Consider the following 22,152-nt stretch of genomic DNA (forward strand, 5'->3'; position numbering starts at 1 on the left):
CGAGATCTCCTCGTGAGAGCGGGGGAGGGAGCCGGACGGAACCCTGCCGGTAGCCCAGTGTAGAGACCGGGCGTTCGATCACCGTGAACGCCCGCGAGGCGCCCCGGCGAGCGGAACATCCGCCTCCGGTGTGCCCGCCGTCTCGCCAGCCTGTACCGCCGGAGGCGCGCGGCGCGAGCGCACCTAGAATTCGGCGAGTGACTCCCGCCGCTCTCGCCGATCTGGTCCGCAGCTCCGCCGAGCAGGTCCTCGCCGCACGCGGCGTCGACGCCGCCGTGCTGCCGGAGACCGTGACCATCGAACGCCCGCGCAACCCGGACCACGGAGACTACGCGACCAACCTCGCGCTGCAGGTGGCCAAGAAGGCGGGACTGAAGCCGCGCGAGTTCGCCGACGCGCTCGCGGAGGTCGTCGCGGGGGCGGACGGCGTGGCCGCGGCCGAGGTCGCCGGACCGGGCTTCCTGAACTTCCGGCTCGCCGCGGACGCACAGGGCGAGGTCGTGCGCCAGGTGCTGGCCGCGGGCGCGGAGTACGGCCGCGGCGACGCGCTGGCCGGGTGCCGGATCAACCTGGAGTTCGTCTCCGCGAACCCGACCGGCCCGATCCACCTCGGCGGGACGCGCTGGGCCGCGGTCGGCGACGCGCTGGGCCGGGTGCTGGACGCGCAGGGCGCGGACGTGATCCGCGAGTACTACTTCAACGACGCCGGCGCGCAGATCGACCGTTTCGTGCGTTCGCTGATCGCCGCCGCCAAGGGCGAGCCCGCGCCGGAGGACGGCTACGCGGGCGGTTACATCAGCGACATCGCGGCCGAGGTGCTCAAGGCCGAGCCGAGCGCCCTGAGCCTGCCCGAGGACGAGCGGAACGAGACGTTCCGGCGCATCGGCATCGACCTGATGTTCAGCCAGATCAAGCAGAGCCTGCACGAGTTCGGCACCGATTTCGACGTCTACTTCCACGAGAACTCGCTGCACGAGTCCGGCGCGGTCGGCGCGGCCGTGCAGGAGCTCAAGGACTCCGGCAACCTCTACCTCGCCGACGGCGCCTGGTGGCTCCGCTCCAGCGAGTACGGCGACGACAAGGACCGAGTCGTCCTCAAGAAGGACGGCAACCCGGCCTACATCGCGGGCGACCTCGCCTACTTCAAGGACAAGCGCAACCGCGGCGCCGACCTGTGCATCTACATGCTCGGCGCGGACCACCACGGCTACATCGCCCGGCTCAAGGCCGCCGCGGCGGCGTTCGGCGACGACCCGGCGACGGTCGAGGTGCTGATCGGCCAGATGGTGAACCTGGTCAGCGACGGCAAGCCGGTGCGGATGTCCAAGCGCGCGGGCACCGTGATCACGCTCGAGGACCTCGTGGAGGCGGTCGGCGTCGACCCGGCCCGCTACGAGCTGATCCGCTACTCCGTCGATTCCTCTTTGGACATCGATTTGGACTTGCTGCGCAAGCACTCCAACGACAACCCGGTCTACTACGTGCAGTACGCGCACGCCCGGCTGTCGTCGCTGCGGCGCGGCGCGGCGGACCTCGGCCTGAAGGTCGGCGAGTCCGGCGAGGACGTCGATTTCGGACTGCTCACCCTGCCTGCTGAAGGCGACCTGATCCGCACCATCGGCGAATTCCCCGCCGTGGTGCGCCGGGCGGCGGAGATGCGCGAACCGCATCGCGTGGCCCGCTACCTCGAGGAACTGGCCGGCGCGTACCACAAGTTCTACACCGTGGGCCGGGTCCTCCCGCAGGGCGACGAGGAGGCCACTCCCCTCACGTACGCCCGGCTCGCTCTGTGCGAAGCCGCGCGCCAGGTCCTGGCGAACGGCTTGTCGCTGCTCGGTGTCTCCGCTCCGGAACGGATGTAAACCATGGCGCACCCCGCGGGCCCCCGCCACGCCGACGTCTACCCCCATGCTGACGCCTCCGGGTTCCCGCCCGCGAGCGCGGGCGAACTCGACCAGCTGCCCGCGAAAGTGTGGCCGCGCAACGTTTACCGCGCCGCGGACGGCGTCGTCCGGATCGCCGGCGTCGACGTGCGCGACCTCGCGCAGACCTACGGCACGCCGCTGTTCGTGGTCGACGAGGCGGACTTCAAGTCCCGCTGCGCCGACTACGCCGAGGCGTTCGACGACCCGGCGCTCGTGCACTACGCGTCGAAGGCGTTCCTGTCCGTCGAGGTCGCCCGGTGGGTGGCCGAACAGGGACTGAGCCTCGACGTCTGCAGCGGCGGCGAACTGGCCGTCGCGCAGCGCGCGAACTTCCCGGTGGAGCGGATCACGTTCCACGGCAACAACAAATCGGTCGCCGAATTGGACGCGGCGGTCGAGGCAGGCGTCGGCACCGTGGTGGTCGACTCGTACTACGAGATCGCCCGGCTCGCCGAAATCGCCGCCGCGCACGGGATCGAGCAGAAGGTGCTCGTCCGGGTGACGGTCGGCGTCGAGGCGCACACGCACGAATTCATCGCGACCGCGCACGAGGACCAGAAGTTCGGCTTCTCGCTGGCTTCCGGCGATGCCGCCGAGGCGGTCCGCCGGGTGCTGAACGCGCCGTCGCTCAAGCTGGTCGGCCTGCACAGCCACATCGGTTCGCAGATCTTCGACGCCGACGGTTTCGAGGTCGCCGCGCGCCGCGTCGTCGGGCTGCTCGCGGACCTGGCCAAGGAACACGGCCGGGACCTGCTGGAGCAGATGAACGTCGTCGACCTCGGCGGCGGTTTCGGCATCGCCTACACCGAAAAGGACAACCCGCCGCCGCCCTCGCAGATGATCACGCAGATCCGCGAGATCGTCCGCAAGGAATGCGCGTACGCGGAGCTTCCGGTGCCGCGCATCGCGGGCGAACCCGGCCGCGCGATCGCCGGTCCGGGCACGTTCACCCTGTACGAGGTGGGCACGATCAAGGACGTCGCGCTCGGCGACGAGACCGCCCGCCGGTACGTCAGCGTCGACGGCGGGATGAGCGACAACATCCGCACGGCGCTCTACGACGCGGTGTACGACTGCCGGGTGGTTTCGCGCTCCGCCTCCGACGGAAACGAGCCGGTGACCCCGGCGTTGTCTCGCGTGGTGGGAAAACACTGTGAGTCCGGCGACATCGTCGTCCGAGACTGCTGGCTGCCAGACACGCTGGCTCCCGGCGACCTGCTGGCCGTCGCGGCGACCGGCGCCTACTGCTACGCGATGGCCAGTGGTTACAACCGGCTGCCGCGGCCCGCGGTGGTCGCCGTGCGCAACGGCGCCGCCCGGCTGCTGCTGCGCAGGGAGACGACGGACGACATGCTGCGCCTGGAGGTTTGAGAAGTGTCCACTGTGTCTCCGAAAGGCCTGTCTCCCACGGAGCGGTCACCCATCCGGGTAGCGATGCTCGGCTGCGGCACGGTCGGCAGCGAGGTCGCCCGGCTGCTCACCGAACAGGCCGGCGAGCTGGCGGCCCGCGCGGGCGCGCCGGTGGAACTGGTCGGCATCGCGGTGCGGCGTCCGGACAAGCACCCGGAACTGCCCGCCGAACTGCTCACTGACGACGCCGCGGCGCTCGTGGCCCGCGACGACGTCGACGTCGTGGTCGAGCTGGTCGGCGGCATCGACCCGGTGCGCAGCTGGCTGCTCACCGCGCTGAACGCGGGCAAATCCGTGGTCACCGCCAACAAGGCGCTGCTCGCCGAGTGTTCGGCCGAGCTGTTCGAGGCGGCCGACGCCAGCGGTGCGGACCTCTACTTCGAGGCCGCCGTCGCCGGTGCGATCCCGCTGCTGCGCCCGCTGCGCGAATCGCTGGCAGGCGACCGGATCACCCGCGTGATGGGGATCGTCAACGGCACCACCAACTACATCCTCTCCGCGATGGACGCCACCGGCGCGGGCTACGCCGAAACGCTTGACGAGGCGAGCCGGCTCGGCTACGCGGAAGCGGACCCGACGGCGGACGTCGACGGCTACGACGCCGCGTCGAAGGCCGCGATCCTCGCCTCGCTGGCGTTCCACTCGCGGGTCACCGCGAAAGACGTGCACCGCGAAGGCATCGCGGACGTCACGGCCTCCGATCTGGCCGCCGCGCGCACGCTCGGCCGCACGGTGAAGCTGCTGGCGATCTGCGAACGCGTGACCGCGGACGACGGCACGGAATCGGTGTCCGCTCGCGTGCATCCGGTGATGATTCCGCGCAGCCACCAGCTGGCCGGCGTCGGCGGCGCGTTCAACGCGGTCTACGTCGAGGCGGACGCGGCCGGCGAGCTGATGTTCTACGGCCAGGGCGCCGGCGGCGCGCCGACCGCCAGCGCGGTGCTCGGCGACCTCGTCGCGGTGGCGCGCAACCAGGTGCACGGCGGCCGCGGCCCGCGCGAATCGGCGCACGCCGCGCTGCCGGTGCGGCCGATGGGCCAGACGCCGACGCGCTACCACGTGAGCCTCGACGTCGCGGACCGCGCGGGCGTGCTCGCCCAGGTGGCGCAAGCGTTCGCCGCGCACGGCGTGAGCATCGCCGCGGTGCGCCAGCGCGACGCGAACGACACGGCGAGCCTCGTCGTGGTCACTCATCTCGCACCCGACGCGGCTTTGCAGTCCACTGTGGACGAAATCGCGAAACTCGATGTGGTGCACGAGGTTGTCAGCGTGATGCGGGTGGAAGGCGAAGACGCATGAGCGCAGCTTGCAAGCGAATCATGGATATTCATGCTTCCGCCTCGCCGATGAGCATGGTGAAACTCCGAATCGAGGCGGCAGCGTGAGTGGTTGGCCGGGAATCATTGAGGCGTATCGCGACCGGATTCCGGTCCCCGACGGAGCGCGCGTGGTCACGCTCGGCGAAGGAAACACGCCGCTGCTGCCCGCCGCGCACCTGTCGGAGCTGACCGGCTCCGAGGTGTACCTGAAGGTCGAGGGCGCGAACCCGACCGGCTCGTTCAAGGACCGCGGGATGACCGTGGCGATCACGCACGCGCTGGCGAGCGGCCTCAAAGCGGTGATCTGCGCGTCCACCGGCAACACCTCCGCGTCGGCCGCCGCGTACGCCGCGCGGGCCGGGCTCACCTGTGCGGTGCTGGTGCCGCAGGGCAAGATCGCGATGGGCAAGCTCGCCCAGGCGGTGCTGCACGGCGCGCGGATCCTCCAGGTCGACGGCAACTTCGACGACTGCCTCGAACTCGCTCGCAAGACCGCGGCCGACTACCCGGTGACGCTGGTCAACTCGGTCAACCCGGTGCGCATCGCGGGGCAGAAGACCGCCGCGTTCGAGATCTGCGACGTGCTCGGCGAGGCCCCGGACGTGCACTGCCTCCCGGTCGGCAACGCGGGCAACATCACCGCGTACTGGAAGGGCTATTCGGAGTACGCGGCGGACGGTGTGGTCAAGAACACCCCGCGGATGTTCGGTTTCCAGGCCGCAGGCGCCGCGCCGCTGGTACACGGCGAACCGGTTTCCGACCCGGACACCATCGCGACCGCGATCCGCATCGGCAGCCCGGCTTCGTGGGACGGCGCGGTGCATGCGCGCGCCGAATCGAACGGGCTCTTCGACGCGATCACCGACGAGAAGATCCTTGAGGCGTACCGGCTGCTGGCCCGTCGCGAGGGCGTTTTCGTGGAGCCGGCGTCCGCGACGAGCGTGGCGGGCCTGCTGGCCACCGCGGCGGACGGACGGCTGCCGAAGGGTTCGAAGGTCGTCTGCACGGTCACCGGGCACGGCCTGAAGGACCCGGCGACGGCGTTGGAGGGCAACGTCGAGGTGGAACCGCTCGCGGTCGACCCGACGGCCGTCGCGGCGGCGCTGGACCTGCGATGACGGCGCTGCCCGCGTTCCGCGCGACGGTCCCGGCGTCGACGGCGAACCTCGGCCCGGGATTCGACGCGCTCGGCCTCGCGCTCGCCCGCTACGACGTGGTCGACCTGCAGGTCACCGAGGGCGGCTTGAAGATCGAGGTGCTCGACGCGGGAGCGGGCGGCGTCGAGGACGTGCCGACCGACGAATCCCATCTGGTGGTCCGCGCGCTGCGGCGAGCCTGCGAACACCTCGACGTGCGGCCGCCCGGCCTGCATCTCCGTTGCCACAACAGCATTCCGCACGCGCGCGGCCTCGGGTCGTCGGCCGCCGCGGTGGTGACCGGCGTGGCGCTGGGCTACGCGCTGGCGGAGCGTCCGCTCGACGCCGACGCGCTCCAGCTCGCGGCCGAGTTCGAGGGCCACGCGGACAACGCGGCGGCGAGCCTGTTCGGCGGGCTCGTGGTGGCGTGGGCGGAGGACGGCCGGTTCCGTGCCGAACGCGTGGAGCCGAACGCGGCGATCCGGCCGGTAGTCGCGGTGCCGGGGGAGAAGTCGTCCACCAACACGACGCGCGGGCTGCTGCCGGCGCAGGTGCCGCACGCCGACGCGGCGCACGGCGCGGGACGGGCGGCGCTCGCGGTGCTGGCCGTCACCGAACGGCCCGAACTGCTGCTGGCCGCCACCGAGGACCGGCTGCACCAGGATTACCGCGCCGAGGCGTACCCGGCGAGCACGGAATTGGTGCGCACGCTGCGTGCGCAAGGCGTTCCCGCGACCATTTCCGGCGCCGGTCCCACTGTGCTCGCTCTCACGCTGACGGGAATACTCCCGGCGGGCGTGGACGTTACGGGGTTCGACGTCGCCGAATTGCCCGTGGACCGCGATGGCGTGCAGGTTGTGGCCAGGTGACGACCTGGTCACAGGCTGGACGGCAGCGTGCGCCACGCGGGGGGTGGTTGTTGCACCCGGACAGGGCGCGGTCTACCCTCGGGGGCGTTCGATCACCGTGCGTTTCCGCACCCGATGCCGGGCCTGTTCGCCCCTAGCGGCGGCTCCGGTCCGCATCCTTCGTCGATCCGCCGATTCCGCACCGCCCGGCACGCGGGGAGGCGGAGGACGCAGGCGGGTTTCCGGTTCCGGCGGTGCCGAATTCCGCTTTCTCCGTCCGGAGGGGGCAAACACCCTGTGCTGGCGGCGCTTCGCTGTGTCTCGCACGGCTGGGCGCGAGCCGTCCGCATCGGAGGCAGAAGCCGTCTCGCTACCGGCGGCAGTCCGCTGATCCACCTGGAACGTGGATCGGTCAGGAAGGACATGTGTGAGCAACACCGATCTGTTGAGCGGCGACGTGGAGACCCCCGCCGCGGCCGCTGAGACCAATGGGGCCGCGGCCGCTCCGAAGCGCCGCACCGGGGGCCTGTCCGGAATGGTCATCGCCGAGCTCCGCCAGCTGGCGGGCGAACTGGGTGTGGGCGAGACCACCGGCATGCGCAAGGGGGACCTGATCGCCGCGATCCGCGAGCGCCAGGGCAAGAGCAAGAAGCGCACCGCCGCGGCCGACACGCTGCCGCTCGAAGGCGTCGGCGAGCCTGCCAAGGCGGAGAAGGCCGAGAAGCCCGCCCGCCGGGCCAAGGCCGACGCGCCGAAGGCGGAGGCGGCTGCCAAGACCGAGGCGCCGAAGGCGGAGCCGGTCCAGGCGGAGGCTCCCAAGGCCGAGGCCCCGAAGGCGGAGACCGCGCAGGACGGCAAGCCCGCCGCGCAGGAGCGCCCGGAGCGCCACGACCGTTCCGAGGGCCAGTCCGACGGCCAGTCCGAGGAAGGCGGCCGCAACCGCCGCCGCCGCGGCGGCGCGAACCGGGGCGACGGCCAGCGCGACCAGCGCGGCGACCGCCAGGGCGGCAACCGCGACAACAACCGCGACAACCGCGATAACCGGGACAACGGCCGCGACAACCGCGACAACAACCGCGACGGCAACCGGGACAACCGCGGCGGCCAGGACAACCGTCAGGACCGCCAGGACAACCGGCAGCGGAACCAGCAGGACAACCGCGACAACCGGAACAACGGCCCGCAGGACGACGACGAGGAAGGCGGCCGCCGCGGGCGCCGCTTCCGCGACCGTCGCCGCCGGGGCAGCGGGGGCGGCCAGCGCGAGGGCGGCGCTCCCGACACCGAGATCCGCGAGGACGACGTCCTGCTGCCGGTCGCCGGCATCCTGGACGTGCTCGACAACTACGCGTTCGTGCGCACCTCGGGCTACCTGGCCGGGCCGAACGACGTGTACGTGTCGCTGTCGCTGGTCCGCAAGTTCGGCCTGCGCCGCGGCGACGCGATCACCGGTGTCGTGCGCCAGCCGCGCGAGGGCGAGCAGCAGCGGCAGAAGTTCAACCCGCTGGTGCGCGTCGACTCGATCAACGGCCTGGAGCCGGACGAGGCCAAGCGCCGTCCCGACTTCACGAAGCTGACCCCGCTGTACCCGAACGAGCGGCTGCGCCTCGAGACCGAGCCGCACAAGCTCACGACCCGCGTGATCGACCTGATCATGCCGGTCGGCAAGGGCCAGCGTGCGCTGATCGTGTCCCCGCCGAAGGCCGGCAAGACCACGATCATGCAGGACATCGCGAACGCGATCACGACCAACAACCCTGAGGCCCACCTCATGGTCGTGCTGGTCGACGAGCGTCCGGAAGAGGTCACCGACATGCAGCGGTCGGTGAAGGGCGAGGTCATCGCCTCCACCTTCGACCGCCCGCCGTCCGACCACACCTCGGTCGCCGAGCTGTCCATCGAACGGGCCAAGCGCCTGGTCGAAATGGGCCACGACGTGGTCGTCCTGCTCGACTCGATCACCCGTCTCGGCCGCGCCTACAACCTGGCCGCGCCCGCGTCCGGCCGGATCCTGTCCGGTGGTGTCGACTCGACCGCGCTGTACCCGCCGAAGCGTTTCCTCGGCGCCGCGCGCAACATCGAGAACGGCGGCTCGCTCACCATCTTCGCGACCGCGATGGTGGAGACCGGGTCCACGATGGACACGGTGATCTTCGAGGAGTTCAAGGGCACCGGCAACGCGGAGCTCAAGCTCGACCGCAAGATCTCCGAGCGCCGCGTGTTCCCGGCGGTGGACGTCAACCCGTCCGGCACCCGCAAGGAAGAGCTGCTGCTCTCGCCGGACGAGCTGGCCGTCACGCACAAGCTGCACCGCGTGCTGCACGCGCTGGACTCGCAGCAGGCCATCGACCTGCTGATCTCGCGGCTGCGCAAGACGAAGACCAACATCGAATTCCTGATGCAGGTCTCGAAGACCGCCCTCGGCGGCGGAGACGACGACTGAGTTCCCGCTTCACGCACCACGGCCCGCCCCCATCACTTCCGGGGGGCGGGCCGTGGTGCGTGTGGAGGTCCGTGAAGGACTCCTTGGGGGAATCAGATTCCCCCAAGGAGTCCTTCACGGACGTTTCTGCCGCACCGGGGAGGTGGCGCGGCAGAAAACTCAGTGGCGGGGGACGGCGGCCGGGGTCCAGCCGCGGTAGTTGTTGAAGTAGCTCGTGGAGCTGCCGTGGCCGATCTTGCCGCCGACGCTGGTGGCGTAGAAACCGCCGTTGCCGTCCGCGATGCCGACGTGGCCGTAGGCGCTGATGTTCCAGTACACGAACGAACCGGCGGGCGGTTTGCCGCTGGTGTGCTTCGGGCTGGCGCCGTTCCAATGTGCGTTGGCCGACGCCCACACCCCGGTGACGCCGTAGGAATTCTCCGCGGCCTTCTCGCAGTAGTGCTCCCACCCGGTGCTTCCGGCGTGCGCCTTGTACCAGGCGACCGCACCGGCCGGGGTGCCGTCGCCCGCCCCGGTCAGGTTCGCCTCGGACAGCTCCGAGAACGTTCCGGCGGCGGGGTTCACGTCCGCCGCGGTGATGCCGCCGGATGCATTCGCGGCAGGCGCGAAGACCGCGGCGGAAGCGGCGAGGGCGAGCGCCGCGGCCGGCTTCGCGAGCCGGGTGAGCAGGTCGGTCGTGCGCATGTCCGGACCTCCAGAAAGTGAGCGATTCACGAACTCGGCCAGCTTCACGCCAGCGGGTACAAAATCCGTACAATGCGAATGTCCTTCACTACCCACGGTCGCGACCGGCGGCGGAATACCTGGTCACCGGGGTGTGTTGAAGCCCTTGCCGGCACGTCTGGCAGAATGACCCGCTGAAGTCCGGCACCGGTTCACCCCGTACTGGGGACCCGGGGCCAACGAGAGAGGACACCATGAAGAGCGGTATTCACCCCGAATACGTGACCACGACCGTCACGTGCAACTGCGGGAACACCTTCGTCACCCGCAGCACGAAGGAGTCGGGTCAGATCCACGTCGAGATCTGCTCGAACTGCCACCCCTTCTACACCGGCAAGCAGAAGATCATGGACACCGGTGGCCGGGTTGCCCGGTTCGAGAAGCGCTACGGCAAGCGTCAGCAGAAGACCGACGCCAAGTAGCTTGTCCAACGGCGCCCACCCGCACGCCCGGGTGGGCGCCGTTGTTCTGTCCGGGCCTGTTCGCGAGAGGGAGACGGCGAAGTGGATTCGAGTTCGCTCAAGGGGCTGCTCGACGAGCACGCACAGCTGGAACAGCAGCTCGCCGACCCCGCGGTGCATGCCGACCAGGCCAGGGCCCGCAAACTGGGCCGCCGCTACGCCGAGCTGAGCCCGGTCGTGCGCGCGGTGCGCGAGCTGGATCAGACCCGCGACGACCTGTCCGCGGCGAAGGAACTGGCGGCCGAGGACGCGGCGTTCGCCGCCGAGGCCGAGGAGCTGTCGGCGAAAATCCCGCAGCTCGAAGCGAAACTCACCGAACTGCTGCTGCCGCGCGACCCGTACGACGGCTCCGACGTGGTCATGGAGATCAAGTCCGGCGAGGGCGGCGAGGAATCCGCGCTGTTCGCCGGCGACCTGCTGCGGATGTACCTGCGCTACGCCGAACGGCACAACTGGAAGGCCGAGGTGCTCGACTCGACGGAGTCGGACCTCGGCGGCTACAAGGACGTCACGCTGTCGCTCAAGAGCAAGACCGCGGACGTCGAAGGCGTCTGGGCGAGGCTGAAGTTCGAGGGCGGCGTGCACCGGGTGCAGCGCGTGCCCGCGACGGAATCGCAGGGCCGCATCCACACGTCCGCGTCCGGCGTGCTGATTTATCCGGAACCGGAAGAGGTCGAGGTCGAAATCGACCCGAACGACCTGCGCATCGACGTGTTCCGCTCGTCGGGTCCCGGCGGGCAGAGCGTCAACACCACCGACTCGGCGGTGCGGATCACCCACCTGCCGACCGGGATCGTCGTGTCGTGCCAGAACGAGAAGTCGCAGATCCAGAACCGCGCGCGGGCGCTGCAGGTGCTGCAGGCCCGGCTGCAGCAGGTCGCCGAGGAAGAGGCCGCGGCGAAGGCGTCGGACGCGCGCCGTTCGCAGGTCCGGACGGTGGACCGCTCGGAGCGGGTGCGGACGTACAACTTCCCGGAGAACCGGATTTCGGACCACCGGGTGAACTACAAGGCGTACAACCTGGACCAGGTCCTCGACGGGGAACTGGACGGGGTGCTGGACGCGCTGGCGTCGGCCGACCGGGAGGAACGGCTCGCCGCTCAGTCGGGCTGACGAGCACCGAAATCGGTGCCAGCCCAAGCAATCCGAGCGGCGCGCTGTCCGTCCACAATGGAATCGGCGGCCGCGGTTCTCCTCGGGTCAGGCACTCACGAGGTCGCCGCGGCGAACGCCGTCATCCGTTCCTCGTATCCCTTGTCATCCCCGAAATGCACGGCCACCGCGTCCGCCCCGGCGTCCCGGTACGCGCGGTAGGTCTCGACGGCTGTTTCTTCGTCGTACTGCTGCCGGGCGATCCGCCGCACGCGCCGCTCCGGGTCGAGCTGGGACAGCTTCGCGACCCGTTCCGCGAAAGCCTCCGGTGAGAGGCCCGCGCTGAGCCACTGGTCTCCAGCCCGGACCGCCCGGCGCAGCGCGACTGTCGAATTCCCGCCGACCAGAATCGGGATCCGGCCCTCCGGCCGCGGTTCGAAATACCCGCCGGACCGGCCTCGTCCGGTGGTGAACAGCTGATCCAGCAACGAAAGCGTCTCGTCCAGCGTCGCGCCGCGGCGGGGGAAATCCGCGCCGATCTCCGCGAACTCCGGCTCGTTCCACCCCGCGCCGACGCCCAGCACCAGCCGGTGCCCGGACAGCCGGTCGATCGTCGCGGCCTGTTTGGCCAGCAGGTGCGGTTCGCGCAGCGGCACGATCACCACGGACGTGCCCAGCTGCACGCGTTCGGTCGCCGCGGCCAGGTAGGCGAGTGTCGCCAGCGGCTCGTACACGCCGCCGAAGACCTCGCCGAACGGCTCCGGCGGCAGCACGTGGTCCGGCAGCCACACGGATTCGTACCCCAGCTCCTCAGCCAGCCGGGCGAGGTCGGCGAGGCGGTGCGGGGTCAGGTCGGGGGACTCGTTCGGCAGGACCACCTGGCGGCTCATCACTGCACCTTCCGGATCGCGGTGAGCCAGGCTTCCGGCGCTTCCTCGCCGATGCCGTGCCCGGATGCGATTTCGACCAGCTCCGCGCCGGGAATCCCGTCGGCCAGCTCCTGCGAGTGCTTTGGCGGCACGAGGGAGTCCAGCGTCGTGGCGATCACCAGCGTCGGGACCGCGATCGACGCCAGTTCCGCCCGGGTGTCGACCTTCCGGACCAGTTCGACCTGCTTCGCCGTCCCCGCGGGTACCGACGCGGCCAACCCGGCGACCGCCTCGGCGACCTGCTCCGGCGTCAGCGCGGCGAGGAACGGCTCGCTGACCGCGGTCAGCATCAAGTACTTGGCGAGCAGAGTGCGGTCGCCTTTCAGCAACTCTGCCCACACATCCAGCGCCAGTTCCATCCGCGCGTCCGGCCGGGCGAAGCCCGCGGTGAGGATGAGGCCGGTCACGCGCTCGGGATGCCTGGTGGCCACGCGGACCGCGACGGCCGTGCCGAGCGAGTAGCCGAGCACGGCGAACTTCTCGACCCCGGCGTCGACGGCGGTCGCGACCAGTCCGTCGGCGAGTTCGTCGAGTGTGCCGCCCGCGACCGGGTAATCGGCCCCGACCACGGTGTGCGTGCGGGCGAGATCGTCCAGCAGCGGACCGAAATTGGCGGTCACGCCGCCGCCCGCGCCGTGGGCGAGCAGCAGGCCGGGGCCCTGTCCGGCGACGAGGGGCGCGAAATGTTCTGTCATGTTCGCGACGTTAAGGATTGACACCAGTGTGAAGGCCAGAAGCAGGAGAAAATCGGATGCTGATCGGCGAACTCGCGCAGCGCACCGGCGTCGCGCCGCGGCTGCTGCGGTACTACGGCGAACAGGGCCTGCTGGCCTCGGAGCGCAACACGAGCGGGTACCGGGTGTACGACGAGGAGGCCGTCGTCCGGGTGTGCCAGATCCGGAAACTGCTGGCCGCGGGCCTGACCACGGAGATGATCGCCGGGATGCTCGACTGCGCGAGCGGACCCGCCGCGCACCTCGACCTGTGCCCCGAACTGGTGCGCAGGCTGCGCGGGGAACTGGCCGAGGTGGACCGGCGGATCGGGGATCTCGCCCAGCGACGCGAAGTCCTGTCCGGATATCTCGGCCAGGCGTGACCCCCGCGCGGCCGGGGGTCGATACGCTGGGCAGCACCCCCTCCGGGGGCAGTTTCGACGAGTGAAGGACGACCAGTGAATCGGCAGCCGCTGCGCCTGGCCATCATGGAGGCCACCCGGATCCTCACCGAGGCGGGCGTGGAATCGCCGCGGTCGGACGCGGATCTCATCGCCGCGCACGTGCTCGGCGTCGAACGGGGCAGGCTGCCGATGGTGCCGCTGGTCGACCCGCCGGTGATCGACGCGATCGGCCAGCTCGTCGCGCAGCGCGCCAAGCGGATCCCGCTGCAGTACCTCACCGGCTGGGCCGCGCTCGGCAACATCACGGTCAACGTCGGCGCGGGCGTGTTCGTCCCGCGCCCGGAGACCGAACTGCTCCTCGAATGGGGCGTGAAGTTCCTCCAGGGCCGCGAATACCCGGTGGTGGTCGACCTGTGCACCGGGTCCGGCGCGCTGGCGCTGGCGCTCGCGCACGAACGCCCGGACGCGGTGGTCTACGCGGTCGACGTCGACCCGCAGGCGCTCGCCTGGGCCCGGCACAACGCCGACGTGCACACCGCGGCGGGCAACACCCCGATCCGGCTCTACTCCGGCGACATCGCGGATCCGACGATGTTCGCCGAACTCGACGGTCTCGTCGACCTGGTGCTCTGCAACCCGCCGTACGTCCCGGAGGGCACCCCGGTCCCGCCGGAGGTAGGCGAACACGACCCGGCCCGCGCGGTCTTCGCGGAGGAAAGCGGTCTGGCAGTGATCCGGCACGCGATCGCGGCCGGCGCGCGGTTGCTGCGCCCGGGCGGCGGCCTGGCGATCGAACACGACGACACGCATGGTTCGGCGGTGCCCGCACTGGTCCGGGCGCGCCGGGTGCTGACCGGGGTGGAGGACCATCCCGACTACAGCGGGCGCGCACGGTTCGTCACCGCTCGCCGACTGGGCTGAGCCCCGCTTCGCGCAACGCTCGTGAAGGGCTCTTTCACGGACGGTTGTGGGTCGTGAGGGGAACCCTGGGGGAATCTGCGTTCGTGAGGGTGGCCCTCACGGACCTTGCCGTGTCTGGATGTCCGTGAAGGGCTCCTTGAGGGAATCTACGTCCGTGAGGGAGCCCTTCACGGCCCGCAGGCGTTCGTGAGGGGAACCCTGCAGGAATCAGCGTCAGTGAGGGTGGCCCTCACGAACCTTGCCCTGCCCGGACGTCCGTGAAGGGACCCCTCACAGACTCCCCCGCGTTGCTGCCCACCCCCCGCACTGGGCCATTCGCACCTTTGCCTTCGTCTTGCCCGACTTTCGTCGTGCGGCAGCGGGGTGGATTTCGTTCGCTCGCCTAACGATCACCGTTAGCGTCGGGCCTCGGGACCGCCGGGCGGACCGGCGGAGAAGTGAGGAGCGACGATGAGATCCCCCTTACCCCGCCGGATTCACCGCACTCGCACGAGGCGCGGCCGGGTCGCTGTCGTCGTGGCGGTCGCGGCGCTGGCTCCCGCGTTGCTCGCCGGGACCGCCGCGGCTGATCCGATCGGGCGGGGCTGGCCCGCGCCGCTGGACTCCGCGCACTGGGCCGACCAGGCGAGCATGACCTGGCAGGACTACCGCCACGTCCCGGGCACCAACTGGGCCGACCCGTCGCTCAAGCCGACCGTGCGCAAGTTCAAGGGCGCCGTCGTGCTCGCCGACTACCCGGACGCGGATTTCGTCGTCACGAAGCCGCCGCATTCGACCGTCTTCGGCAATCCGTCTCCGTCGGCCAGCAATCTGCCGCGCGAGAAAGTCGCGCAGCATTACCAGGACTTCCTCAACAAACCCGAAACCCTCAACCACGGCCACACCATCAACGAGTACTGGATGGAGGACTCCGGCGGCCGGTTCGGCGTCGACCTCACCGCGTTCGGCCCCTACCGGATGCCGGGCAAATCCTTCGAGTACGGCATGGAAATGCAGCCGCAGGACTGTCCGGCGGACGCCGACTGCACCCGGGACCTGCGCAAGGACGCGGGCGACGCGTGGCGCGCCGACGTCGGTCCGGTCGCCGACCAGTTCGATTTCGTCTTCTTCCTTTCCGCGGGCCAGGACGAAAGCTCGACGTGGCAGGAATTCGGCGAGATGAAATTCGGCTCGAAGGAGAACGTGCCCGCCGAATTCGGCCCGCCGGGCAGCAAACCGGGCGACCAGAACTGGGCGCACACGCGGTACGTGCCCTGGACGTCGTGGGCGTCGGCGTCGACCATCTGGCCCAACGCGGCCAACGGATCCTCGACGCAGGCGGAAAGCTCCGGCCAGGGCGTGTTCGCGCACGAGTTCAGCCACATCCTCGGCATCGGCGACAACTACAACAACCCGTTCGGCGATCCGCCCCGGCGGTCCTACACCGGACCGTGGGAAATGTTGTCGCGCGGCAGTTTCAACGGTCCCGGCGGCCCGCACACGCGCTGGCAGATCCCGGCGACCGAGGGCGGTTCGATGGGCGCGCACCACATGCTGCGCAACAAACTCAAGCTCGGCATCGTCGATCCGAAGTCCGTCCTGAACCTCGACCGGAACCAGCTCGCCACGACCGGTCCGGTCACCGCCCGCGTGACCGCCCGGGAGGCGGTGCCGGAGCAAGGCGCGTACGCGGGCATCACGATCGCGCTCACCGGCGGGGACCGTTCGCCCAAGTGCGATCCCGCGAAGGACCCGAAGTGCGACGGCGGCGGGTATGACCACTACAGCGTGGAGGTCGTCGACCGGATGGGCTCGGACTCGTTCGCCCCGGACTCCGGTGTCCTGCTGGCCAAGACCAAGAGCCGCGACGCCGCGCCGTTTGAATGGATCGTCGACGCCAACCCGCAGGACATCGGCCTGACCGACTACGTCCGCCCGGACGGCACCCCGGTCAAGATCACCGTCGGCGACTACCGGCAGCTCAACGACGCCACGTTCAAGGCGGGCACCGGCGCGTCCAGCGGTTACGAGTACACCGACGAGGCCAACCGGTTGCGGTTCCTCGTCACCGACCTCGACCGCGACAGCCGCGGCGTGCTGTCGTACACGGTCACCGTCGCGTCGCTCGACGGCGCCGGACCGCAAACGCGCGGCGCGTGGTTGTGGCCGGCACTGCCCGCGTTCGCCCGCGGTGGCCTCGCTACCTGCGACTTCCGCCTGTCGAACCAGGGTTCGGCACGCGGCGCGGCAGCCCCGTACGACCAGGACACCTACCGGCTGACCGCGTCCACCGACACCCGCGGCTGGGAAGTCCGGCTCCCGAGCGCGTTGGCCACCGCCAAGTTCGGCGGCTCGACGCAAATCCAGGCGTACGCGAAACGCTCGGCGGGCGCACCGCACACCGCTCGCGTGCGGCTGACCGCGACGTCGATCGCCGACCCGGCGAAGACCACGACGACCGCCTGTACCGCGATCGGGTTCTGAGCCACGAAAGGCGTCATCCGTCCGAACGGCGGATGGCGCCTTTCGACCGGGTTGCCCTGAATCGAGCGACCCCCTACCTTGAGGCGGCCGAACAATCAGACTTCTGGGGGAGTCCATGTTCTTGCGTCATCGCATCACCGCCGGCTGCGGAGCCGCTCTCATCGCCGCCAGCGCGCTCACCGCGAGCGCCACCAGCGCGTCCGCCGCCGCCGGACCGACCACCCTCCCGGCCAGCGAATACACGCTGACCTCGGACTACCACAAGTACGACGCGGTCTACTCCGGCCTCGCGGGGAAGCTGCACACCGTGCCGGTGCACACCGTCATGGACAACGCGAACCACGACCGCCAAGCGCTGCCGTCCACCTTCAAACCGGCCGGGCTCACCGGCGGCTTCCGGTTCGACGACGGCGACAACAGCGACTGCACCAACTACCCGCAGGGCATCACCACCAGCCGCGACGCGGTCGGCGGCGACAACGGCGGCAATTACGACGGGCACCAGCTCGTCGCGGTCAGCTGGTACACGCGCGACAAATGCGGCGGCAAACAGGTCCGCAGCCGGATCACGCTCGCCGACTGGGACGCGACGTACCCGAACAAGTACCGCAAGATCCTGCTCGTCGAACCGACCGGCACGAACGCGTCGCCGAACTACAAGGACATCCCGATCCACGCGGGCGGCGTCTCCTGGTACGGCGACTACCTGTACGTCGCGGACACCGGCGGCGGCATGCGGGTCTTCGACATGCGCAAGATCCTCGAGGTCAACTCGGGCGGCACGGCGGACCAGATCGGCCTGTCCGGCGGCCAGTACTACGCGCACAACTACCGCTACGTGCTGCCGCAGGTGGGCACGGTCGCCGCGCACACGACGTCCGGCACGAACCTGGTCTGGTCGAGCATCTCGCTGGACCGGGTCAGCAAGTCGATCGTGATGACCGAGTACACCTGCAAGGCCGACTGCACCGACTACCCGAACCGCGCCCCGCGCGCGGTGCGCTTCCCGTTCGCCTCGGGAGCGACGACGTTCGCCGCCTCCACGACGGCGAGCCAGGCGCTGAAGCTGCCCTGGTACAACCTCAACGGCGTCGCCTCGCACAACGGCCGCTGGTGGTTCAACTCGTCCGCCGCGAAGCAGCTCTACTACTGGACCCCGACCGCCGGCCCGGCCACGCACTCCTGGGTGAGCAGCGGGGAGAGCATTTCGTACTGGGAGGACCCGAAGGACGCGGATCTGCTGTGGTCGCTGCAGGAGGGCGCGGGAAACCGCAACGTGTTCGCGGTGAAGCAGGCCAGTTACGGCGCCTGACCGCTGACTGTCCGTGAGGGGAACCCGCATTGACTCTGATTCCTTCAGGGTTCCCCTCACGTACCTCGGCAGCGCCCGCCCGGGGCGGCGGGGGATAGGCTTCGCGGCATGAGTGCGGTCTACGACTGCGGCAAGCGCGAATCCCGAGCCGAAGGCCTGTCCGCGGCGGCCGCCGCGGTGCGGTCGAGCCGGCTGGTCGTCCTGCCGACGGACACGGTGTACGGCATCGGTGCGGACGCGTTCGACTCCGGCGCCGTCCAGGCGTTGCTGCGGGCGAAGAACCGCGGCCCGGACATGCCGGTCGGCGTCCTCGTCGGCTCCTGGTCCACTGTGGACGGTCTGGTGCTCGGCGTTCCGCCGCAGGCGCGGGCGCTCATCGAGGCGTTCTGGCCGGGCGACCTGTCGATCGTGCTGCCGCACGCGCCGAGTCTGCAGTGGAATCTCGGCAACTCGCGCGGCACGGTGATGCTGCGGATGCCGCTGCACCCGGTCGCGCTCGAGCTGCTGCGCGACGTCGGCCCGATGGCGGTGTCGAGCGCGAACGTCTCCGGGCGTTCGCCCGCTTCGACCGTCGAAGACGCGCAGGAGCAGCTCGGTGATTCGGTGTCGGTGTACCTCGACGGCGGGTCGAGCGGGGAAACGGTGGCTTCGTCCATCGTGGACCTGACCGGCGACAAGCCGCTGGTGCTGCGCGAGGGCGCGGTCACGAAGGCGGCCATCGCCGAGGTGATCGGCGTCGCCGAGGAGACGCTGGACTGAGCCGCGGAAGTGACTGCCGTTCACCGTGGCCGCACGCGGGCGCGGTAGCGTGGCGCGGTGACTCCGACCTCCCGGCGGGCGTGACGCGGTCATGCCTGTAGTCCAAGGACTTCTCCCGATCCGGGAGTACTTGCTCGTCGCGCTGACCGCGACCGCGGTGACCTATCTGCTGACCGGCGTCGTGCGGCGCGTGGCCATCCGGATCGGCGCGATCGCCAACCCCCGCGCGCGCGACGTGCACGTCAAGCCGATCCCGCGGATGGGCGGCGTCGGCATCTACCTCGGGATCGCCGCCGCGATGGGCCTCGCGCACCAGCTTCCCGCGCTCAGCCACGGTTTCGACGTCTCCTACGACGCGGTCGGCGTGCTGCTCGCGGCGGGCGTCATCTCGCTCATCGGCATCCTGGACGACCGGTTCGAACTCGACGCGTGGACGAAGCTCGCCGGACAGGTCATGTGCGCCGGGATCCTCGTCATCTTCGGCGTGCAGTGGGTGTCGTTCTGGGTGCCGTGGGGCGGCAACGGCGATTCCATCGGCTCGGTGCTGGTGCTGGACAAGAACCAGGGCGCGCTGCTGACCGTCGTGATGGTCGTGGTGATGGTCAACGCGATGAACTTCGTCGACGGCCTCGACGGGCTGGCCGGCGGGCTCGGCTTCATCGCCGCGGCGGCCACCTGCGCGTTCTCGATCGGCCTGCTCGACAACGCGGGCGGCGACTTCGGCGCGTACCCGCCCGCGCTCATCGCCGCCGCGCTCGCCGGGGCCTGTCTCGGTTTCCTTCCGTACAACTTCCAGCCGGCCAAAATTTTCATGGGCGACTCCGGATCGATGATGATCGGGCTGATGCTCGCCGGGGCCACCACGTCGGCGAGCGGACGGGTCAACTACACCCGGTTCTCCGCCTCGGACGCGCTCGCCCTGCTGTCCCCGCTGGTGGTCGTCGTGGCCGTGCTTTTCGTGCCGGTGCTCGACCTCGTGATGGCCGTCGTCCGGCGCACGCGGCGCGGGCAGAGCCCGTTCGCCGCCGACAAAATGCATCTGCACCACCGGCTGCTGGAAATCGGCCATTCGCAACGGCGCGCGGTGCTGCTGATCTATTTGTGGGCCGGAATTCTCTCTTTCGGAGCGGTCTCCATCACGATTTTCGACAGCCCGGTCGTGTTCTGGGCGATTGCCGCCGCACTGGTGGTCGCGGTGCTCGTTTCTCTCGTGCCGCGACTGCGTTCCCGGCACCGCCACGGCGTCTGAGCCCGCGGGCGGTCTATACTGGCGGGTCGAACCGAACGAGGAGCGATTGCAGTGAGCGACACCGAGACGCCGGAGACGACGCCCGAGACGTCCCAGGCCACGGCTCAGGCCAAAGCTGCGTCCTCCGCGGAGAACCCGCACGCCGCTCCGGTGCGCCAGCTCGCGCGCTCGATGACGCGCGCCTCGCTGCTGTTCACGCCGCCGTTCATCCTGGTCTGCATTGTGCTTTTCACCGTCCTCAACGGACTGCACGGCTTCCTCGGCGCCCTGGTCGGCGGCGTGCTGGCGATGGTCGCCTCGCTGTCGACGCTGGGCATGATGAAGGTATCCGCCGGACAGGACCCCTCGCTGGTGATGCTCATCGCTCTCGGCGGCTACGCGGCGAAGGTCATCCTCCTGTTCCTCGCGCTCACTCTGCTCAAGGGCGTCACCGTGCTGCACCCGCTTTCCCTCGGGATCACGATGATCGTCGCCATTCTCGTAGCGGCCGCTGTGGAGTTCGCGACATTCCGCAAAGCGCGTATCCCGACCATCATTCCCGCCTCGAATTGACGGATTCGGGACAAGGGTCCCAGCCGGATCCGGGACTTAGGTCCTGGACCGTTCGGCTGGTAAGGAGTACGCCTGTACGGCAGTGATTGACCTGCTGGTATGGTCCGCGTCATGGGTGGCGGCCTCGGCCGCGCACTCCCGACGACGAACCGCGATCAGCAGTGTGGCGACCGGATGGTTCCGCCTCTCTCACCGGCTGGTCCGAAGTAGACCGCAGGGCAGTGTTCACGCGAGACATCCCTCGAGCGCAGACCGGTGTTTGGCTCCGCGCACGGTGGGTACCGCCGCCTCCGGCGTCCCGATGCGTATCGGGTACGTTAAGTCCAGATCGTGACGATTCCCCCGGCGGAGTGAACGCCGGCCGGGAGAACCGGGAGGAGCCCAGTGGCCGCGCTGGTACTGACCGAGGGTGCGACCTTCGCGCCCCCTGGCGCCGAAAGCTTTGAGCTGCCGCCGTTGTTCGGCTTCGTCACGAAGCCGATGCTCCTGGTGGTGCTCTCGGTGATCATCATCGCGGGGTACTTCCTGCTGGCGACGCGCAAGCTGAAGGTCGTTCCGACCAAAGGCCAGTTCGTGGCCGAAGGCATCTACGACTTCGCGCGCAACAACATCGCCCGCGAGCAGATCGGCTCGAAAGACTTCCAGCGCTTCGTGCCGGTCATCTTCGCGTTGTTCACCTTCATCCTGCTGAACAACCTCTACGGGGTCATCCCGTTGCTGCAGTTCCCCACCATGGCGCGGTTCGGGTTCCCGATCGCGTTGTCGGTGCTCGTGGTCTACCCGATGTACCACTACGCCGGGATCAAGAAGCACGGCGTCCGCGCGTACTTCAAGAAGGAGCTCGCGCCCGCCGGGGTCCCCGGTCCGGTGCTTCCGCTGTTCGCGGTGATCGAGTTCGCGGAAAAGTTCTTCCTCAACCCGCTCACGCTCGCCATCCGTGTTTTCGCCGCCATGTTCGCGGGTCACCTGATCCTGGCGGTCTTCACCCTCGGCGGCACCTTCCTGCTGACCGAGACCTCGAGCATCGCGCTGAAGCCGGTGTCGCTGGTGGCGTGGATCTTCGCCATCGGCCTGACGTTCCTGGAGGCGTTCATCCAGTGCCTCCAGGCGTACATCTTCGCCCTGCTGTCCGCGGGGTACATCGGCGCCGCGCTGGCGTCGGAGCACTGAGAACACCTAAAGACCCCGATCCGCGTGAGTGCGCGGACCGAAGTGAAGGGAAACGCACGTGAGCAACATCGTTCTGGCCCAGCAGGCCGCCGAAGCCGTCAGCATCAACAAGGGCCTCGCCGCGATCGGCTACGGCCTGGGCGCGATCGGCCCCGGCATCGGTGTGGGCCTGATCTTCGCCGCGGTGATCAACGGCACCGCGCGCCAGCCGGAGGCCCAGAGCAAGCTGCAGGGCATCGGTTACGCCACCTTCGTGCTCACCGAGGTGCTGGCCCTGATCGGTATCGTCATCTACTTCATCGCCTCCGCCTGAGTCGTCCGCT

Annotated in this window: 20 protein-coding genes; 17 read left to right on the forward strand and 3 right to left on the reverse strand. The window is 69.7% G+C overall.

What is annotated here, in order from left to right; all coding sequences use genetic code 11:
* Nucleotides 1-197: 197 nt before the first annotated feature.
* The 6 genes from argS to rho all read left to right on the forward strand — a co-directional run bounded on the left by argS (nucleotide 198) and on the right by rho (nucleotide 9,081).
* On the forward strand, nucleotides 198-1,862 hold the full coding sequence (gene argS / locus WA670_RS09910; RefSeq protein WP_037817395.1) for an arginine--tRNA ligase: 1,665 nt from the start codon (nucleotides 198-200) through the stop codon (nucleotides 1,860-1,862).
* Nucleotides 1,863-1,865: 3 nt separating this feature from the next.
* Nucleotides 1,866-3,296: a diaminopimelate decarboxylase gene (lysA, locus tag WA670_RS09915; RefSeq protein WP_134667318.1), complete on the forward strand. Its 1,431-nt coding sequence runs from the start codon at nucleotides 1,866-1,868 to the stop codon at nucleotides 3,294-3,296.
* Nucleotides 3,297-3,308: 12 nt separating this feature from the next.
* Nucleotides 3,309-4,634 carry a homoserine dehydrogenase gene (locus WA670_RS09920; protein WP_336157684.1) on the forward strand — a complete coding sequence of 442 codons (1,326 nt, stop codon included), beginning with the start codon at nucleotides 3,309-3,311 and terminating at the stop codon, nucleotides 4,632-4,634.
* A gap of 82 nt (nucleotides 4,635-4,716) precedes the next feature.
* Complete coding sequence (gene thrC / locus WA670_RS09925; protein ID WP_134728210.1) at nucleotides 4,717-5,772, forward strand: threonine synthase; 1,056 nt, start codon at nucleotides 4,717-4,719, stop codon at nucleotides 5,770-5,772.
* Nucleotides 5,769-6,659, forward strand: coding sequence for a homoserine kinase (gene thrB / locus WA670_RS09930; protein ID WP_037817400.1), 891 nt, complete (start codon nucleotides 5,769-5,771; stop codon nucleotides 6,657-6,659). The genes thrC and thrB overlap by 4 nt, the downstream gene beginning before the upstream one ends.
* A 406-nt stretch (nucleotides 6,660-7,065) precedes the next feature.
* Nucleotides 7,066-9,081: a transcription termination factor Rho gene (gene rho, locus WA670_RS09935; protein WP_134728211.1), complete on the forward strand. Its 2,016-nt coding sequence runs from the start codon at nucleotides 7,066-7,068 to the stop codon at nucleotides 9,079-9,081.
* A 159-nt stretch (nucleotides 9,082-9,240) separates the two neighbouring features.
* Here the strand turns inward: rho and WA670_RS09940 are convergent, their stop codons facing one another.
* On the reverse strand, nucleotides 9,241-9,765 hold the full coding sequence (locus tag WA670_RS09940) for a hypothetical protein (protein ID WP_037817404.1): 525 nt from the start codon (nucleotides 9,763-9,765) through the stop codon (nucleotides 9,241-9,243).
* Nucleotides 9,766-9,998: 233 nt separating this feature from the next.
* Between WA670_RS09940 and rpmE the strand changes: the two genes are divergently transcribed.
* Together rpmE and prfA are read left to right on the forward strand one after the other, a co-directional pair.
* A complete protein-coding gene (gene rpmE / locus WA670_RS09945; protein ID WP_037817406.1) occupies nucleotides 9,999-10,226 on the forward strand; it encodes a 50S ribosomal protein L31 in 228 nt (75 codons plus the stop codon).
* A gap of 81 nt (nucleotides 10,227-10,307) precedes the next feature.
* Complete coding sequence (prfA, locus tag WA670_RS09950; protein ID WP_043832088.1) at nucleotides 10,308-11,378, forward strand: peptide chain release factor 1; 1,071 nt, start codon at nucleotides 10,308-10,310, stop codon at nucleotides 11,376-11,378.
* A 95-nt stretch (nucleotides 11,379-11,473) separates the two neighbouring features.
* Here prfA and WA670_RS09955 read toward each other — a convergent pair whose 3' ends face one another.
* Together WA670_RS09955 and WA670_RS09960 are read right to left on the reverse strand one after the other, a co-directional pair.
* Nucleotides 11,474-12,247, reverse strand: a complete 774-nt coding sequence (locus WA670_RS09955) for a TIGR03619 family F420-dependent LLM class oxidoreductase (RefSeq protein ID WP_336157565.1) — start codon at nucleotides 12,245-12,247, stop codon at nucleotides 11,474-11,476.
* Nucleotides 12,247-12,981 (reverse strand): alpha/beta fold hydrolase, encoded by a 735-nt coding sequence (locus WA670_RS09960; protein WP_336157566.1) that lies wholly within the window; start codon nucleotides 12,979-12,981, stop codon nucleotides 12,247-12,249. Before WA670_RS09960 ends, WA670_RS09955 begins: the two co-directional genes overlap by 1 nt.
* A gap of 56 nt (nucleotides 12,982-13,037) precedes the next feature.
* Between WA670_RS09960 and WA670_RS09965 the strand changes: the two genes are divergently transcribed.
* From WA670_RS09965 to WA670_RS10005, 9 genes are all read left to right on the forward strand, one after another.
* Nucleotides 13,038-13,382: a MerR family transcriptional regulator gene (locus tag WA670_RS09965; protein WP_037815386.1), complete on the forward strand. Its 345-nt coding sequence runs from the start codon at nucleotides 13,038-13,040 to the stop codon at nucleotides 13,380-13,382.
* A 75-nt stretch (nucleotides 13,383-13,457) separates the two neighbouring features.
* Nucleotides 13,458-14,324, forward strand: coding sequence for a peptide chain release factor N(5)-glutamine methyltransferase (gene prmC, locus WA670_RS09970; protein WP_037815384.1), 867 nt, complete (start codon nucleotides 13,458-13,460; stop codon nucleotides 14,322-14,324).
* A 450-nt stretch (nucleotides 14,325-14,774) separates the two neighbouring features.
* On the forward strand, nucleotides 14,775-16,787 hold the full coding sequence (locus WA670_RS09975; RefSeq protein WP_336157567.1) for a M6 family metalloprotease domain-containing protein: 2,013 nt from the start codon (nucleotides 14,775-14,777) through the stop codon (nucleotides 16,785-16,787).
* 115 nt (nucleotides 16,788-16,902) lie between these two features.
* Entirely contained in the window at nucleotides 16,903-18,099 is a 1,197-nt protein-coding gene (locus WA670_RS09980) for a hypothetical protein (protein ID WP_037815381.1), read from the forward strand.
* A 108-nt stretch (nucleotides 18,100-18,207) separates the two neighbouring features.
* Nucleotides 18,208-18,858, forward strand: coding sequence for an L-threonylcarbamoyladenylate synthase (locus tag WA670_RS09985; RefSeq protein WP_037815380.1), 651 nt, complete (start codon nucleotides 18,208-18,210; stop codon nucleotides 18,856-18,858).
* 91 nt (nucleotides 18,859-18,949) lie between these two features.
* Nucleotides 18,950-20,107, forward strand: a complete 1,158-nt coding sequence (locus WA670_RS09990) for a glycosyltransferase family 4 protein (protein WP_037815379.1) — start codon at nucleotides 18,950-18,952, stop codon at nucleotides 20,105-20,107.
* A gap of 51 nt (nucleotides 20,108-20,158) precedes the next feature.
* The gene (locus WA670_RS09995) at nucleotides 20,159-20,659 is read left to right on the forward strand and encodes a hypothetical protein (protein WP_037815377.1); all 501 of its coding nucleotides are present in this window, start codon (nucleotides 20,159-20,161) and stop codon (nucleotides 20,657-20,659) included.
* A 384-nt stretch (nucleotides 20,660-21,043) separates the two neighbouring features.
* Nucleotides 21,044-21,829 carry a F0F1 ATP synthase subunit A gene (atpB, locus tag WA670_RS10000; protein WP_037815375.1) on the forward strand — a complete coding sequence of 262 codons (786 nt, stop codon included), beginning with the start codon at nucleotides 21,044-21,046 and terminating at the stop codon, nucleotides 21,827-21,829.
* A gap of 58 nt (nucleotides 21,830-21,887) precedes the next feature.
* Complete coding sequence (locus WA670_RS10005; protein ID WP_037815373.1) at nucleotides 21,888-22,142, forward strand: ATP F0F1 synthase subunit C; 255 nt, start codon at nucleotides 21,888-21,890, stop codon at nucleotides 22,140-22,142.
* Nucleotides 22,143-22,152 lie beyond the last annotated feature (10 nt).

Source organism: Amycolatopsis sp. VC5-11 (assembly GCF_037034185.1).
Lineage (GTDB): Bacteria > Actinomycetota > Actinomycetes > Mycobacteriales > Pseudonocardiaceae > Amycolatopsis > Amycolatopsis nivea.